General features: G+C 52.8%; 16 protein-coding genes. 8 read left to right on the plus strand and 8 right to left on the minus strand.

The window, feature by feature from the left end:
• Positions 1 to 41: 41 nt before the first annotated feature.
• Positions 42 to 1,520: a leucyl aminopeptidase gene (locus RAL91_RS16015; RefSeq protein ID WP_306257259.1), complete on the minus strand. Its 1,479-nt coding sequence runs from the start codon at positions 1,518 to 1,520 to the stop codon at positions 42 to 44.
• Positions 1,521 to 1,760: 240 nt separating this feature from the next.
• On the opposite strand from RAL91_RS16015, the gene lptF reads away from it, so the two are divergent.
• From lptF to rsmA, 6 genes are all read left to right on the plus strand, one after another.
• Entirely contained in the window at positions 1,761 to 2,966 is a 1,206-nt protein-coding gene (gene lptF, locus RAL91_RS16020) for an LPS export ABC transporter permease LptF (RefSeq protein WP_306257260.1), read from the plus strand.
• Positions 2,963 to 4,057 carry an LPS export ABC transporter permease LptG gene (gene lptG, locus RAL91_RS16025; RefSeq protein WP_306257261.1) on the plus strand — a complete coding sequence of 365 codons (1,095 nt, stop codon included), beginning with the start codon at positions 2,963 to 2,965 and terminating at the stop codon, positions 4,055 to 4,057. Before lptF ends, lptG begins: the two co-directional genes overlap by 4 nt.
• The gene (locus RAL91_RS16030) at positions 4,054 to 6,546 is read left to right on the plus strand and encodes an LPS-assembly protein LptD (protein WP_306257262.1); all 2,493 of its coding nucleotides are present in this window, start codon (positions 4,054 to 4,056) and stop codon (positions 6,544 to 6,546) included. The genes lptG and RAL91_RS16030 overlap by 4 nt, the downstream gene beginning before the upstream one ends.
• A 120-nt stretch (positions 6,547 to 6,666) precedes the next feature.
• Positions 6,667 to 7,590, plus strand: a complete 924-nt coding sequence (locus RAL91_RS16035; RefSeq protein WP_306257263.1) for a SurA N-terminal domain-containing protein — start codon at positions 6,667 to 6,669, stop codon at positions 7,588 to 7,590.
• A gap of 25 nt (positions 7,591 to 7,615) precedes the next feature.
• A complete protein-coding gene (pdxA, locus tag RAL91_RS16040) occupies positions 7,616 to 8,623 on the plus strand; it encodes a 4-hydroxythreonine-4-phosphate dehydrogenase PdxA (RefSeq protein WP_306257264.1) in 1,008 nt (335 codons plus the stop codon).
• Positions 8,620 to 9,471 (plus strand): 16S rRNA (adenine(1518)-N(6)/adenine(1519)-N(6))-dimethyltransferase RsmA, encoded by an 852-nt coding sequence (rsmA, locus tag RAL91_RS16045; RefSeq protein WP_306257265.1) that lies wholly within the window; start codon positions 8,620 to 8,622, stop codon positions 9,469 to 9,471. The genes pdxA and rsmA overlap by 4 nt, the downstream gene beginning before the upstream one ends.
• Here the strand turns inward: rsmA and gmk are convergent.
• From gmk to fabD, 7 genes are all read right to left on the minus strand, one after another.
• Positions 9,468 to 10,115 (minus strand): guanylate kinase, encoded by a 648-nt coding sequence (gene gmk / locus RAL91_RS16050; RefSeq protein ID WP_306257266.1) that lies wholly within the window; start codon positions 10,113 to 10,115, stop codon positions 9,468 to 9,470. The genes rsmA and gmk overlap by 4 nt on opposite strands.
• Before the next feature lie 8 nt (positions 10,116 to 10,123).
• Entirely contained in the window at positions 10,124 to 11,011 is an 888-nt protein-coding gene (locus RAL91_RS16055; RefSeq protein WP_306257267.1) for a YicC/YloC family endoribonuclease, read from the minus strand.
• 56 nt (positions 11,012 to 11,067) lie between these two features.
• Positions 11,068 to 12,243: an endolytic transglycosylase MltG gene (gene mltG / locus RAL91_RS16060; RefSeq protein WP_306257268.1), complete on the minus strand. Its 1,176-nt coding sequence runs from the start codon at positions 12,241 to 12,243 to the stop codon at positions 11,068 to 11,070.
• A 45-nt stretch (positions 12,244 to 12,288) separates the two neighbouring features.
• Entirely contained in the window at positions 12,289 to 13,551 is a 1,263-nt protein-coding gene (gene fabF, locus RAL91_RS16065) for a beta-ketoacyl-ACP synthase II (RefSeq protein WP_306257269.1), read from the minus strand.
• Between the two features lie 100 nt (positions 13,552 to 13,651).
• Entirely contained in the window at positions 13,652 to 13,891 is a 240-nt protein-coding gene (locus tag RAL91_RS16070) for an acyl carrier protein (protein ID WP_306257270.1), read from the minus strand.
• A 419-nt stretch (positions 13,892 to 14,310) separates the two neighbouring features.
• On the minus strand, positions 14,311 to 15,048 hold the full coding sequence (gene fabG / locus RAL91_RS16075) for a 3-oxoacyl-[acyl-carrier-protein] reductase (protein ID WP_306257271.1): 738 nt from the start codon (positions 15,046 to 15,048) through the stop codon (positions 14,311 to 14,313).
• Positions 15,049 to 15,080: 32 nt separating this feature from the next.
• Positions 15,081 to 16,010 carry an ACP S-malonyltransferase gene (fabD, locus tag RAL91_RS16080; protein ID WP_306257272.1) on the minus strand — a complete coding sequence of 310 codons (930 nt, stop codon included), beginning with the start codon at positions 16,008 to 16,010 and terminating at the stop codon, positions 15,081 to 15,083.
• A 386-nt stretch (positions 16,011 to 16,396) separates the two neighbouring features.
• Between fabD and rpsF the strand changes: the two genes are divergently transcribed.
• Together rpsF and rpsR are read left to right on the plus strand one after the other, a co-directional pair.
• Complete coding sequence (rpsF, locus tag RAL91_RS16085; protein ID WP_306257273.1) at positions 16,397 to 16,768, plus strand: 30S ribosomal protein S6; 372 nt, start codon at positions 16,397 to 16,399, stop codon at positions 16,766 to 16,768.
• Between the two features lie 17 nt (positions 16,769 to 16,785).
• Positions 16,786 to 17,034 (plus strand): 30S ribosomal protein S18, encoded by a 249-nt coding sequence (gene rpsR / locus RAL91_RS16090; protein ID WP_306257274.1) that lies wholly within the window; start codon positions 16,786 to 16,788, stop codon positions 17,032 to 17,034.
• The last annotated feature ends 102 nt before the right edge of the window (positions 17,035 to 17,136 follow it).

Genomic DNA, 17,136 nt, shown 5'->3' on the forward strand with positions numbered 1-17,136 from the left:
TTCAATCATTTGCACGACATTGAACGCACAGGCTCCAACGATCAGCTCTCATACTGATCCAACACAAGCTGGTTGAGCAAAGCCACACCAAACCCCGAACCCCATGAACGGCTGATATCTGTGCTTGGAGACCCCATTGCCGTGCCGGCAATATCCAGATGCGCCCAGTCAACATCTCGCACAAAGCGTTGCAGGAACTGCGCCGCCGTGACCGATCCAGCCCAGCGGCCACCGGTGTTCTTCATATCCGCAAACCTGCTGTTGATCAGCTTGTCATAGGGTTTGCCCAGCGGCATGCGCCAAACCAACTCTTCCGAAGCTTCTCCGGCTTTCGAAAGCTTCTCAGACAAGTCATCAGAGTTGGAGAACATCCCTGCATGGTGATGACCCAGCGCCACAATAATAGCGCCGGTCAGGGTTGCCAGATTGATCATGAATTTGGGTTTGAATTTATCTTCCGTGTACCACAGCAGGTCGCCCAGAACGAGCCGCCCTTCAGCATCTGTATTGATGATTTCGATGGTCTGTCCGGAAAGCGATGTCACAATGTCACCGGGACGTTGCGCCAAACCATCCGGCATGTTTTCCACAAGCCCGACAATGCCGACAACATTCGCTTTCGCTTTCCGTCCTGCCAGTGCTTTCATCAGGCCTGAGACTGCAGCAGCTCCGCCCATATCACCCTTCATGTCTTCCATGCCGCCAGCCGGTTTGATGGAAATGCCACCGGTATCAAACACCACGCCTTTTCCGACGAACGCCAAGGGTTGTTCCTTCGCCTTGCCGCCATTCCATCGCATAACAACAACCTTTGACGGCATGGCAGAGCCCTGCCCGACGCCCAAAAGCGCATGCATGCCGATTTTGGCCAATGCCTTCTCATCCAGAACCTGGACATCAACGCCAAGGTCCTTGAGTTCTTTCAAGCGGTCAGCAAATTCGGTCGTGGTCAAAATATTGGCAGGCTCATTTACCAGATTGCGGGCGAACAGCGTGCCTTCGGCAACCGCACGGTCATCGTTCCAAAGCTTCTTCGCAGCCAGGGCAGCATCGCCAACAAGGCCGATTTTCTGAGGTTTCGCATTGCTTTTGCTGTCGTCTTTTTTGGTTTTGTACTTGTCGAACTTATAGCTCCGCAGATAAAGCCCCTGAGCACATAGGGACATGTCTGCCGCCGCAAGGTCACCCAGAACGATGGAAGCACTGTCATCAGACAAATGCCCCATGATCTGCCCACCGAGATTGCGCCAATTCAACGCTTCTTTGTCGTCTTTGGAGCTACTGCCCAAAACAATAAGACGGTCAAACTCCGTCCCGCCTGGCGTGACGATGTTTATGGTCTTGCCAACAGTGCCATCAAACTTGGCAGCGGCAGCCGCCTTTTCAAAAAAAGCCTGCAGGTCCGCCCGACCATCGACCAGCGCTTCTGGTAATGTGAGGTCATCAGAACACACCGTCACTACAATTTTCGGCGAACCGGTTATTTTCTTGTGAAAAGTGACGTCTGACAGGTGGGACATAAAGTGGACTTCCTTGATAGATTAATGACTTACTGACCAAGACTTCAGATTCGGTGCTACCATTGCAGGTACCAAACTGAACTGTGATAAGCGGTTAACTGGAAAGTGGTACAATTGTTCAATTACGACAAGCCCTAACGGCTAAACTTTCTGGCTAAATCTTTTGGCTGATCATTGATGGTGATGGCACGGTCTGCAACACATGCTTGACCCTTTAATTCGAAGAGCACAGACGCAAATATGAATTTCGGACTTGGTGCAAAAATTGAACGTTATGTTATGTGGAAAGGCCTGTCTGCCTTTCTGCTCACAACCGTAACGTTGACCGCCATTGTCTGGATGACGCAGGCACTTCGTCAGATTGACCTGGTGACTGCCAAAGGCCAGACGCTTCAGTTATTTCTCGTCATTTCGTCACTGGCCATTCCCAGTCTGGTTGTGGTTCTGGCCCCGATCGCCCTTCTTATCGCAATTCTTTACACCATGAATACGCTTCATCAGGAAAGCGAGCTTGTCATCATTGCCGCTGCCGGCGGCTCTCCAAAGCGCGTGACACGACCCTTGTTGTGGCTCAGCCTGTTTGTGGCTCTGCTGACGGCGTTTCTCAGCATCTATGTCGCGCCTGCAGGCCTCAAACAATTGCGTGGTCATGTAACCCAGGTGCGCGCCGATCTGATCAGCAGCATCATGATCCCCGGAGCCTTCACAGACGTAGACAGCGGGCTGATGGTCCATATCAAGGAACGCAGTGTCGACGGTTTCCTGGGTGGCATCCTGATCAGCGATACGCGCAACCCTGAAATATCATTTCGATATCTGGCCGACCGGGGCGCTTTGGTAGAAACCGGCCCCAGCACATATCTGGTCATGCAAAACGGAAACATTGTGCGCCGTGAAAAAGCTGAGAACTCGTCGTCAATCATCGAGTTCGAAAGTTATGCTTTTGATTTGTCCCAATTTCGTGAACGCACAACAAATGCCGGATACCGGACCAAGGAACGCGGCACAATGGAATTGCTGGGTGATCTTTTGAGCCCCGATGCAGAGGAAAATTCGAAACGCAGCGAATTGGGCGCAGAATTGCACAGCCGCTTTGTTGCGCCGCTCTATGCGTTCTCCTTTGCCATGGTCGCCATGTTGTTCATGGCCAGCCCCCAGACCACACGATCAGGCCAGGGTATCGCCATCCTGTCTGCAACCGCCGTTGCAGTGGCCATAAGAGGGGTTGGTTTTGCCGCCGAAAGCCTGGCTGAGAGCAGCGCTGTTGGTGTTGTGCCACTTTATGCAATACCCATCGGCGCAACAATCATATGTCTGATTCTGCTTTGGCAAAATGTCAGACTTGATTTTGCGCAACGCGTAGCCGACCGTCTGGCTGACGTGTTCGAAAAACTGGTGGCAAGCCGCCGTGCTGCCAAAGCCGATCGCGAGGCATTCAACGGATGATCCTTCGTAAAACCCTGAATCTTTACTTCATGAAAGTGTTTCTGAAGTCCATTCTCAGCGTCTTCCTGATCTGTTTTGCCATCATTTTTCTGGTCGATTTGATTGAGCGCATTCGTGAATTATCAGATCATGATGGCTGGACATTCCTGTTCGGCGTTCAAATGGCGCTTTACCGGACACCCACCATCGCCGAGCAGGTTCTTCCCTTCGCCATTCTTATCGGCTCAACCGTTGCGTTCCTGACCCTGACACGCAAGCTGGAACTTGCCGTAACACGAGCATCTGGCGTGTCGGTTTGGCAGTTCATACGGCCCGCATTGTTTCTGGCAATCTTCATCGGCATTCTCACCAGCATTGCTTATAATCCACTATCTGTCTGGCTACAGGAGCAGTCGGAGCAAATCGAGATACAACAATTCAGCAACGGCCAAAACTTCCGAAAATCCGATACCGCCAGCATCTGGTTTCGGCAGGAGGGCTCCGACGGTGAGTCCATACTGTCAGCGGACCGCTCCCTCGACCGTGGCTTGACGCTCGTCAGCGTCACGGCGCTGGTGTTCAATGAAGACAGAACATTCAAGGAACAGGTGGATGCGGTATCCGCAAATTGGAAAGATGGTTACTGGCAGCTTAATGACGCGCGCGTCACGACTGCCGATTCTCCACCGGAGCTGAGAGCTGAATATCGACTCAGTACATTTTTTACCCGGGAACAAGCGCGTCAACAGGCAGAAAGCACCGGAAACCTGAGCTTTTGGCGTTTTTCCGACGCTATCGAAGCTGCTGAACGCGCCGGTTTAAACACAAATCGTATGCGCTTGGAATTCCAGACACATTTGGCCCGACCGATGCTTTTCGCAGCCATGGTTATCATTGCGGCAACCGTTTCATTAAAATTGACAAGACTTGGCGGTGCCGGTCATATGGTTTTAGGTGGAATTGGCGCAGGCTTCGTGCTTTATGTGCTTTCTGAACTGGTTGGGGATTTCGGAAGCAACGGACTTTTGGAACCGGCCCTTGCCGCTTGGCTTCCTGCGCTCATCGCTTCGGTGTTGGGCGTAACTGTTTTATTGTATCAGGAGGACGGATGAGGCAGCGTGACAACGCCCGATCCGAAGACATTTTCGGCACCCCTTACGCGTCACCCCGACGCCAAGGGAGAATTGCACCTATACGCAAATCGAGAACCGGCATCAGTTTGAAGCTGGCACTGTGTCTGTCTGTATCTGCTTTGGCCCTTCCGCTTGCTGCAGGATTTGCGCCAGACCTTCTGTCAGCCCATGCTCAATCCGCCTCTGGCCAAGTGACCGGGCCGCAGTCAGGCAGCCCAAATGCTTCTGATATACTACGCGGCAGAGCGCAAGCGAACCCCGATGCGCAAATGCTGGTCGAAGCCGACGAGCTGATCTACAATTACGATAAGGAAACCGTTACCGCCGACGGCAATGTCGAGATTGTCTATGATGGCTATACGTTGAATGCAAACCGCGTGATCTATGATCAGGGCAGCGGCCGCATGATGGCATTCGGCAATGTTCGCATCACCGAGCCAACCGGCAACGTTCTGACAGCTGATCAGGTGGATATAACCGAAGACTTCCGAGATGGTTTTGTCCAGTCTCTGCAAATTCGCACACCTGAGAACGCGACTTTTGGCGCTGTATCCGCAGAGCGCTCAGAGGGTAACAGAACCATCTTCAATCAAGGCAGTTATACAGCTTGCGAAGCGTGTGCGGATCGGCCTCATCGACCTTATTTATGGCAGATCAAAGCGGCAAAGGTCGTTCATGATCAGCAGGAGCAGATGATCTACTACGAGAACGCCTGGATGGAATTCATGGGCGTTCCGGTGGCTTATATGCCGTTCTTTTCACATGCCGACCCATCTGTGAAGCGCAAGAGCGGCTTCCTGATGCCAACCCTGAATTACAGCAGTTCAATCGGACTTGGGCTGACCACACCTTACTTCTTTAATCTGGCCCCGAATTACGATCTGACAGTTGCCCCGACTTTCTACACCGGACAAGGCGTATTGCTGGATGCAGAATGGCGTCACAAATTAATCACCGGCTCCTACCGCATTCGTGGCGCCGGCATCGCTCAATTTGACCCCGACGAGTTTGCAGGGTTGCAGGGCGATGAGACATTCCGTGGCTATGTAGAGTCCGACGGTGAATTCAATATCAACCAGCAATGGAAATGGGGTTGGGACGTCACCGCAATCAGTGACCGTACTTTTACCCGCGACTATGATCTGGAAGACTCTGATACCCAGGAAGCCATTTCGACACTCTATCTGACAGGCCAGAGCGAGCGGAACTATTTTGATCTGCGTGGATACCATTTCCGGATTTTGCGCGAGGATCTGGAAGACAGTATCGGAACCAACTTCCAGGAAGAGCAGGCAATTGTTCATCCTGTACTGGATTACAATCTGGTCTTCGGTGATCCGGTTCTGGATGGCGAATTGTCGTTCGATGTCAATTTCACCAGCCTGTCCCGCGAAAACACCGATTTCGGCAGCAGTAACGGCAGTACAACGGGCCGGGTTGTCGGTCCGAAAGGAACCTACACGCGTCTGTCTCTCGAAGCGACCTGGCAGAAAACACTGGTCGGTCCAATGGGTCAACTGTTTACACCATTTGCATCGCTGCGTGGCGACGCATTCTGGTTGGAAAACGGAGAGCCGCTGGCAAGCTTTATTGAGGAAGATGAGGCGTTTCGTGGTTTGGCTTTAGCTGGCGTTGAATGGCGCTGGCCACTCATCAGTCAGCACACCTGGGGTACACAGCGTTTCGAGCCGGTTGCTCAGATTATTTTGCGCAGCAATGAAAACCAGTTGGGCTCTCTGCCGAATGAAGACGCTCAAAGTCTGGTGTTCGACGATACCAATTTGTTCAGCGTCAATAAGTTCTCCGGTTATGACCGCATCGAAGGTGGTTCACGGGCAAATATCGGTATCATACACCGCGCGAATTTTAACAATGGCGTGTCGATCAGAACCGTACTGGGTCAGTCATTCCATCTGTTTGGAACAAACTCTTTTGCCAATCCGGATGTTGCGGCGACAGGCCTGGACAGTGGTCTGGAATCTGATCGCTCGGATTTCATCGGACGGTTCACGATTGATACGCCCAATGATCTTCGTCTCGACGCCTTTTTGCGGCTGGATTCAGACGATTTGGCTGTCAATCGCACAGAAATCACTGCCAGCGGCAAACGCGGATTTATTGCTGGCTCTGTTGGCTATGCCTATTTCAATTCGCAACCGAATTTGGGCATCGTCGATGACCGTGAGGAAATTCGAGCTTCTGCATCGCTTCAGATCAACGAAAACTGGCGCGTTTTTGGTGATATCCGATACGACATCGAGAACAATGGTGCAGTCAGTGATAGCCTTGGCATTGCGTATGACGACGAATGTTTTGCAATTTCGCTTACCTATTCAGAAACCCATGACCGCTACACCGATCTTGAGACCGATCAACAAATCTATCTGCGGGTCAATCTGAAAACTATTGGCGGTGGGCAGCTCAGTCAGGATTTGGGCGGAGACGATAGCGAAAGCTCAAGCTATTAGGACGTTTGTCCGTTAGACGGGTTGCCTCAATTTACCCTAATCTGCGTGGCAAATGTTTACGTCTGAAATCAGTTTTGGTTAATATACCCAAACGCACATGTTACTCATAAGGGCATTTTCATGTTGTCTTTCCCCTATTCCTTTCGCAGTTTTGCTTTTGCAGTGTTCGCTTGCCTGTTTGTATCTGCCGGTTTTTCAGCCCATGCACAAAGCAAGATTGTAGCACTCGTAAATGATGATCCAATCACCAGCTACGAGCTTGATCAGCGAACAAAGCTGTTAAAATTGACGACCCGCACCGGCTCGCGCTCAAAAGCTCTCAAAGAGCTGATTGAAGAAAAGCTGAAGCTGGGAGAAGCCAAGCGACGCGGCATCAATCCAACACCTCAGGAAGTCGACAGCGCTTTTGCAAGTATTGCCAGCCGAACAAAAATGAGCCCGTCTCAGTTGGGCCAGGCGCTCAGCAAGTCAGGTGTCAACGCCAATGCCCTGAAAAGCCGGCTCAGAGCCGAGTTGGCCTGGGCAAGAACTGTGCGTGCAAGGTTCCGCGGCACCGTAAATGTTGAAGAAGCGGAAGTCGTAGCTTCAGCGCGTGCCCGGGGCGACACAGAGCAGCAGGTTCGGGAATTCACTTTGAAACAGGTTATCTTCATTGTGCCCAAAGGCTCCACCGATTCCGATAGAAATGCGATTAAGAAACGTGCTGAGCGATTCAGGCCGACCATTGCGGGATGCGATGCCGTACTTGACCAGATCGCGGGTATGCGCGACGTGGTGGTCAAAACCGTTGGTCGACGGGACGAATCTCAATTGTCCGGGCCTCTGCTTGAAAGACTCAATCCCTTGCAAATTGGCCAATCCACAGAACCAGCCGCCATTAAGGAAGGTTTTGAGATGCTTGTTATCTGTAACATTCGCGAAATTGCCAGCGATACTGCCGCTCTCGATGAAATTCGCACGGAAATGATGGACAAAGAGGGTCAATTGCTGGCGCGCCGTTATATTCGCGATCTGCGACAGGACGCTGTCATTGATATCCGCTAGCACGCAAGCTGTCAGGCTGTAATCTGTGACCAAACCGTTGGCGTTGACCATGGGGGAGCCATCAGGCATCGGGCCTGATTTGGTGCTTTCCCTATGGCAGCAGGGCGCACATTTGAACTTGCCGCCGTTCACGGTGTTTGGTTGTGCCGAAACACTTGCACTACGCGCGGCGATGTTGGGCATTGATGTGCCCATAACCCCTGTCGACAAGCATGCGATTTCGCACGCAGATTCAACCGGTATACCGGTGATCAACCTTCCAGTTGCCAAACCCGATTGCTGCGGCTCATTACAGGCCGAAAATGGAGCGGCGGTCATTGAATTCATTGATCAGGCTGTTGCCGGTGTCATAAATGGGGATTTCTCAGGATTGGTGACCTGCCCCATCCACAAGAAGAACCTCTATGAGGCTGGTTTCACTCACCCGGGTCATACCGAATATCTTGCCACATTGGCCACCCGGTATACCGGTCAATCCCACATGCCGATCATGATGATTGCATCCGACAGTCTGCGTACCGTCCCCATTACAATTCACATCCCAATTAACGAGGTGCCTGGCCAACTCAATGGTGATTTGATCAAGGCCACAATACGGATCTGTCATTCACAGATGACCGCACGGTTTGGAATCGCAAAGCCGCGCATCGCGGTTGCCGGCCTCAATCCCCATGCCGGGGAAGACGGCGCCATGGGGCATGAGGAGCAGACCATAATTTCACCGGCGCTGGACGAATTGCGCAATGAGGGCCTGGACATTCAAGGTCCGCTGCCAGCAGATACGTTGTTTCATGCCCGCGCGCGCGCCACCTATGATGTGGCAGTCTGCATGTATCATGATCAAGCGCTGATCCCGGCAAAAACACTGGCCTTTGATGAAGGCGTCAATGTCACGCTTGGCCTGCCATTCGTGCGCACATCACCCGATCACGGCACAGCGCTCGATATAGCTGGCAAAAACACGGCCCGCCCTGACAGTCTCATTAACGCCATCCGCATGGCGCATGCGATGACAGCAAAGGCCAAGCCATGAGCCATTCATTTGACGCCCTACCCCCATTGCGGGATGTCTTGACGCAACTTGATCTCAATCCCAAAAGGTCACTGGGTCAGAACTTTCTTCTGGATCTGAATTTGACAAGCCGGATTGCGCGCAGCGCAGGTCGTTTGAAAGATGCACATATATTGGAAGTCGGCCCCGGCCCCGGTGGTTTGACCAGGGCTATCCTGAAAGAGGACCCGGCAAGCGTCACCGTGATTGAAAGGGACGATCGCTGTATCCGGGCACTTGAACAGATATCTGCCCACTATCCGGGCAAATTGCGCATAATTGCTGGCGATGCCCTTCAGGATCAACCAGAGCTGCCGCCGCAGCTTCAAACGCGGATCATCGCCAATCTGCCCTACAATATTGCAACACCTTTGCTGGTCGGCTGGCTGGAAGCCGAGCCCTGGCCGCCTTTCTTCGCGTCAATGACATTGATGTTCCAGAAAGAGGTTGCAGAGCGCATTGTTGCAGCGCCCGGCAGTCGCACATATGGGCGTTTGGCAGTTCTGGCGCAGTGGCGCTGCACAACTGAGCTTCTGTTCGACATCCCGGCAAAAGCCTTCACACCACCGCCCAAGGTCACGTCCAGTGTTATCCACCTTGAACCACGCGCAGAGCCATTGCCGTGCCTTCTGAAGAGCCTCTCAAAAGTAACAGCAGCAGCTTTCGGACAACGACGGAAAATGCTGCGCCAGAGCCTGAAATCGGTCGGTGTGACAAGTGAGATATTCGAACAGACGGGAATTTCACCAATGGAACGCGCGGAGCAGATTCCGGTCACTGGATTCGTCGCTTTGGCAAATGCACTTGATGCCGCCAAAACCGCCACTTAAAGCTGGTTGATAAGCCCTTCGACAAACATGTTTATGCCCACAACCCGATCACGGCGCATTCGCTCAGCGTCCAAAATGGACTGAACCCTCGCGACCGACAGCTCCAGTTTCTCGTTGATGATGACATAGTCATATTCCGACCATTGCTCCATCTCCAAAGCAGAGTTTGCCAGCCTTTTGGCAATCACGTCTGCGCTGTCTTCTGCACGGCGTTCCAGGCGCGATTTCAATTCGTCAATCGACGGTGGCAATACAAAAATCCGAACCAGATCTTCCGGCATCCGTTCGTGCAACTGTCTTGTACCCTGCCAGTCAATATCAAACAGAACATCACGGCCTGCCGAAAGCGCTTCTTCGACCGGGTCTCTGGGCGTGCCGTAGAAATTGCCGTGGACTTCCGCCCATTCAAGCAATTCATTGCGGTCACGCATGGCCGAAAACCTCTTCTGGTCGATAAAGTGGTAATGCGTTCCTTCGATCTCGCTGGGACGCTGTGCGCGTGTCGTCACTGACACAGACAATTCAATCTCGGAATTTTTACTGAGAATTTCTCTTGCGATACTGGATTTCCCGGCACCTGACGGGGATGACAGAACAAGCATGACACCGCGCCGGTCTATTGTGCTGGCTGAACTGTTTCGCATCTGAATTCCTACTCGATGTTTTGTATCTGCTCGCGCATTTGATCGACAACCGCTTTCAGCGCAAGGCCAATCTTTGTCAAATTTGCATCATTTGATTTGGAGCAAAGCGTATTGGCTTCCCGATTGAACTCCTGCGTCAGGAAATCAAATTTTCGTCCAACGGGCTGCTCCTGATTCAACAAATCAATTGCAGCGGCAATGTGAGCTTTCAGCCGATCCAACTCTTCTTGGATGTCAGCTTTGGTCGCAATCAGCATCGCTTCCTGATGAAGCCGTTCCTCATCCAACTTGACCTGTCCACCGGACAACAGCGCAATCTGCTTCCTGATCCGCACCTGAATGGCCTCAGGCGTTCGCGCCGGATTATCGACGGCCTGTTGGGTCAGGTTAGCAATCTGCTCCACAAGACCGGAAATGACGTTATGAAGATGAGCGCCTTCTGCGCGACGTGCCTCAAGAAGAGACTGCAAAGCCTCGCGGAAGCTTTCAATGAGCGCAAGCGACAATTCCTCAATGCCAGCGGCATCGCGTTCATCAGCTGTCCGCTCCAGAACGCCAGGCATCGCCAACACCTCTGCAGCGGTCGGAGGGGTTACCTCAACGCGGTTGCCGATTGCAGAAATATGGGCAAGGGCCTGTGTCAAAGCCGCTTCATTTATGGAGAATGCTGGCCGTCCTTCACTAAATCCCATGGAGAGATTGCACTGAAGGTTCCCGCGTCCAAACACCGATTGTGCCTGTTTCCGGCAGGCCTGCTCAACGACATCATTGCCATTGGGCAATCTGAATTTCAGATCAAGGCCACGACCATTTACAGACCGCAATTCCCAATACCAGCTTCGGTCTTCAAACGTTCCTTCAGACCGGCCATAACCAGTCATGCTGCTTATCGCCATTCAGAAAGCCCCACTTCAACACGACCGAAAGACGCCGTCGCTACCAACACCGGAAACTAATTTTCTACGCTGTCCTCGTCTGTCGACTCCGCCTGAGCAGATTTATCGCGTTCGATCTCTCGCCACTTGCGCACATTGGCCTGATGCTCTGCAAATGTCTTTGCAAACGCGTGCCCACCGGATCCATCAGCAACAAAGAACAGATCATCCGTACGCGCAGGGTTGATAACGGCCTCAAGTGCTGCACGTCCCGGATTGGCAATAGGTCCGGGCGGCAGCCCATCGATAACGTAGGTATTGTAGGGGTTTTCAGCGCGCAGATCAGCGCGGGAGATAGGCCGCCCAAGGGAGCCCTCCCCGCCAACAATCCCATAGATAACAGTCGGATCGGTCTGCAAGCGCATGCCCTGCTTCAGCCTGTTGATAAACACCGATGCCACGCGTGGACGCTCATCTGCCAGAGCCGTTTCCTTTTCAACAATGCTCGCCAGAATCACCATTTCCTCCGGCGTTGAAATCGGCAAATCGGGCGAACGCCGTGACCAAACGTCAGAAACAGCACGGTCGCGGGCGGTCCGCATGCGCTCCAGTATCTGGGCGCGGTTGTCGCCACGGGTAAATTTATATGTCTCTGGCAAAAGCGTGCCCTCAGCCGGGACATCAACAATTTCACCTGTGAGCACAGAATCCCTGTTGAGAATATCGACAATCTGTTTGGACGTACGCCCTTCAGGGACGGTAACCGTATGAAGAATCGATTTGCCCTCAACCAGACGCGCAACCACGTCCTCCATGGAGACACCGTCCTCAAACAAATACTCACCGGCTTTCAACCGACCGCGTGCTTCAGTTACACGCACACTGGCAAGGAAAAGGACCTTGTTGTTGATGACATTCGTTTCATCCAGCAGATTGGCAATGGTCTGTGTATTCATCCCGCGCTCGATAAGCACGGTCTTATCGACTGTCAGAGGACCATCTGCTTCGTAAACCGACTTTCCGTAATACAAAAGCGCACCCAGTCCAACCACCAGGAATACGGCTGACATCAGCAGGAAATTTAGAAGAAAGACAATGGGATGCCGTCCGTGCTTGTGACCTGATGGCGGTGGAGCAGCAATCTCGGACTGCAAGGATTGACGCGCACTACGTGGTGTATAGCGGCGATCATTGCTGTCAAAATCAAGCCGGTCGTGCCCTGAATCCCTGGAACCACGCCTGGATCGTGTCATCAATTGGTCTCCAAATTGGGGTTGAGTTCAACCGGCTAAAACCGGTTAGTCAACATCCCGAAAAATAAGCGATGCGTTGGTGCCGCCGAATCCGAACGAGTTTGATAGTGCAACAGAAATAGGCTTTTTCTTAGCCGTTTTTGGTACAAGGTCAATTTTTGTTTCGATCGATGGATTATCAAGATTCAATGTCGGTGGAACGATATCATCCCGAATCGCCAAAAGCGAGAAAATGGCCTCAATCGCGCCTGCTGCTCCAAGCAGATGTCCGGTTGCCGATTTGGTTGCAGACATTGTTAAATTCTCTGCATTGTCCTCAACCAGACGCTCGACTGCGCGCAACTCAATCTCGTCACCAAGCGGCGTCGATGTGCCATGCGCGTTGACATAGTCCAGATCAGATGCAGTCAGATTGGCGCGTTTCAGCGCAGCCTTCATACAGCGATAAGCACCATCCCCATCACCGGCCGGTGCCGTAATGTGGTGGGCATCACCGGATAGGCCATAGCCAATCAGTTCGCCGTAAATTTTTGCACCGCGTGCCTTGGCATGCTCGTACTCTTCAAGAACCACGACGCCTGCACCTTCACCCATGACAAACCCGTCCCGGTCTTTGTCATAAGGCCGTGACGCACGGGTTGGGTCATCATTAAAGCCGGTAGAAAGAGCGCGACAAGCGGCAAATCCGGCAAGTGACAACCGGCAGACCGGCGACTCTGATCCGCCGGCAACCATCACATCAGCATCGCCAAGAGCGATAAACCGTCCGGCGTCTCCAATGGCATGAGCCCCTGTTGAACAGGCTGTAACGACAGAATGATTTGGGCCTTTCAAGCCGTGCTTGATCGACACATAGCCGGATGCAAGATTGATCAACCGACCGGGAATAAAGAACGGGCTGATACGGCGCGGGCCGCTGTCCCTCAAAATATTTGAGGCTGTTTCAATGCCTTCAAGGCCGCCGATGCCGGAACCGATCAGAACTCCCGAGGCGGTTTGATCCTCATAAGAACTTGGATGCCAGTCCGCATCGTCCAGCGCCTGCTGTGCAGCAGCCATGGCATAAACAATGAAATTATCGACCTTGCGCTGCTCCTTTGGAGCCATCCAGTCGTCGGCATTATAGGTGCCGTTAGACCCGTCACCATGGGGAATGTGACAGGCAATTTTACAAGCCAGATCATCAACCTGGAAGCGCTCCACGCGTGAAGCACCGCTTTTCCCGGCAATAAGATTTGACCATGATACGTCAACTCCGCAGCCAAGCGGATTGACCGTGCCCAGGCCAGTTACAACCACACGTCTCATAATCCACCCAACCGCTGAGCTGATAAATTCATCGGCATATGCCGGTCAACCCACAGCAAGCCCAGGAGAGCATGCTGTGGTTGCATCATTGAAACCCAAATTATGCGTCTGCCTGAGACTCAATGAATTTGACTGCATCGCCAACGGTCACAATGGATTCCGCAGCTTCATCAGGAATGGTAATTTCGAAGGCTTCTTCGAACTTCATGACCAATTCAACAGTATCGAGGCTGTCTGCGCCCAGATCTTCGATGAAGCTGGCTTCAGTTGTCACCTTGTCAGGATCGGCATCGAGATGGCCAACCACAATTTCTTTTACCTTGTCGGCAACATTGCTCATAAGTTACTTTCCTCATTCCTTCACCGCGATTCACGGTTGCTCAAATAATACTACACACCGGCAATTCCGTTACATTTGCTACGAGTGCATTCTCACGCAACTGTCCCAGAACACCGTTTGAGCGCTCTCAATGCGCCGGTGATTCTATGTTTTCCCAGCTTAATGTTTGATACACCAAAACCCAAGCAGGATTATTCAACTGTTCTTTGCTCCGGCATAACCCATACAGGAAAGAAGCAGCGTCGCCCCTTCCTGCATGACAATTCATACCATTGCCCAGTTCCCGGCAGCACGTAATACCGCATCAACGCCACGTCAACCTCAGAATGACGGGCTTGCTAACACAGTTCAATTTGAATTGCCAGAATCCCGTCAGCGAACACGCAGTGCTCAGGCCAGTCAAACCGGCGCTTAAAGCGCTATACCATTGCCATGCCACCGTTGATCTGAATGGTCTCGCCAGTGATGTAGGCAGCCTCATCGCTCGAAAGATATACGACGGCGGCTGCAATTTCGTCTGCGGTTCCAAGCCTGCCCACTGGAACATTCGCCAAAATGGTATCCCGCTGCTTGTCATTCAGCTTGTCGTTCATGGCTGAATCGATCAGTCCCGGCGCCACGCAATTTACCGTGATACCCCGGCTGCCAACCTCCTGCGCCAATGCCTTGGACATGCCAATGAGACCCGCTTTTGTGGCCGCATAATTCGTCTGCCCTGCATTCCCGACAACGCCTGCAACCGACGTAATGCCAATAATACGCCCTTGCCGCGCCTTCATCATTCCGCGCAGGCAGGCGCGGGCCAATTCAAAAGGCGCGTTGAGATTGATATCGACAACACTGTCCCAATCTTCATCTTTCATGCGCATCGCCAAGCCATCACGGGTGATGCCCGCATTGTTGACCAGAATGTCAATCTGTCCCAGCGCTTCAATAACGCCTGGCACCAGGGTCGCGCGCGCTTCACGATCAGACAAATTGCAAGGGAACACATGGGCTCTGTCTCCCAGTTCTGTTCGCAATGCCTCAAGAGCCTCTACCCGCGTTCCATGCAACGCAACAGTGGCACCATGCGCATGCAGCGCTTTGGCTATGGCTGAGCCGAGGCTCCCACTTGCACCGGTTACGAGGGCGACTTTTCCAGTCAGGTCAAACATACAAGGCTCCGCTTACTGCTAAGGGTCTGAAATTAATTAAGGGTCTGAATATCATCTGGCGTCGAAATTGACGAGGCGGCAATTCCCGGAGCAATCCGCTTGGCCAGTCCGGTCAAGACCTTGCCTGCACCAATCTCGAACGCTGCATCAACACCGTTATCTGCCATCCAAAGAACTGATTCCCGCCAACGCACCCGTCCGGTGACCTGCGCCACAAGATGCCCGCGAATCTCATCTGGATCACTGATGGGAGCAGCCAGAACATTGGCAATCAAGGGAACACTTGGCGCATTAAGAGTAACCTGCGCAAGCGCCTCGGCCATGCGATCTGCTGCCGGTTGCATGAGCGAACAATGGAAAGGTGCGCTGACCGGCAACATCAATGCCCGGCGCGCGCCGAGTGCTTTGGCCAGCTCTGCAGCTTTTTCAACGGCAGCCTTTGAGCCCGAAACAACCACTTGTCCGGGGCCATTATCATTCGCAACATCACACACACCTGCCTGTGAAGCCTCCACAGCCAGACCTTCCACCTGTGCAAGTTCCAGTCCCAGTATGGCAGCCATCGCACCCGCGCCCACCGGCACGGCATGTTGCATGGCGTCGCCACGTATCCGTAACAAACGTGCCGCATCAGCCACACTCAGACTGCCTGCAGCGGCAAGTGCGGAGTATTCACCCAGCGAATGTCCGGCAACAAAGGCAGCTGAATTGGCAACCGTGACGCCGGCTTCTTTCATCGCGGCAATCGCAGCCAGGCTGACGGCCATCAACGCAGGCTGAGCATTGGCGGTCAGCGTTAACGCATCTGCAGGACCCTCCCAGATCACCTGACTGAGAGGCTGCCCCAAAGCATCATCAACTTCAGCAAAAACCTCTCTTGCAGCAGCGGACGCATCTGCCAGTGCCTTGCCCATGCCAACGGCCTGGCTGCCCTGTCCGGGAAAGGTAAAAACTCGTGTCATGAAACTGAAGCCCTGCATTACATGTGACAATTATGTGAAATGAACGCTGAAACACCCTATTCTGCGCCCCTGTGTCAAGGAACTTTAGCTCAAATGCCCCAAAAGCGGGGCTGAGCGCCAGTTTCACCTTGCATTTACCGATTCCACGCGTATAACGCCGCAATCGCAACCAGCTCGGCTGGGGGCTGAACGAAAGGCTGTGCCTTCTCGCAGGAATTATTCTCACGGCATGTGAGAAATAACAATCGTGAGGACAACAGTAGGGCTTAGTCCCGGCTTTCGGTGTCCCCGCTCTCGATGCGTCTTCGATCAGCCTTTCCTACGGTCATCCGACCAGAGGGCTTCGATGGGGCTTTGCGCCGAGCTACTATATAAGGAAAGGCAATATGCCACTTTACGAGCACGTCGTGCTTGCACGTCAGGACTTGTCCGGCCAACAGGTCGAGACTCTGGTCGACTCCCTGAAAGAAATCGTCACCGAAAATGGTGGAACGATTCCATTTGTGGAAAGCTGGGGACTGAAGTCCCTCACCTATCGTATTCAGCGTAACCGCAAAGCACATTTTACATTTCTGAACATCGATGCCCCCCATGCGGCCGTTGCCGAAATGGAGCGTCAGATGCGCCTCAATGAAGATGTGCTGCGTTACATGACCATTCGTGTCAAAGAACACGAAGAAGGCCCAACAGCAATGATGCAAAAACGTGACCGTGATGATCGACGCCCTGGTGGCGGCGGTCGTGGTCGTGACCGGTAAGAAGGAGGATATTTTCAATGGTTGATATTGCACAACTTCCGCAACGCCGCCCGTTTCACCGTCGTCGCAAAACATGCCCATTCTCCGGAGCTAACTCCCCGAAGATTGATTATAAAGATGTAAAATTGCTGCAGCGCTACGTCTCTGAGCGCGGCAAAATCGTGCCGTCACGTATTACAGCAGTTTCCGCCAAGAAGCAGCGCGAATTGGCTCAGGCCATCAAACGCTCCCGTTTCCTTGGTCTTTTGCCTTACGTTATCAAGTAAGCAAAACTCGAACGAATAGATAATCCGGATGGCGGATGAGCCGCCTTCCGGACTTTCAGTTGAAGCCCGGCCCTAAGGCTTTCGGGTTTCTAACCGCCAGAT

The organism is Pararhizobium sp. IMCC21322 (genome assembly GCF_030758295.1).
Lineage (GTDB): Bacteria > Pseudomonadota > Alphaproteobacteria > Rhizobiales.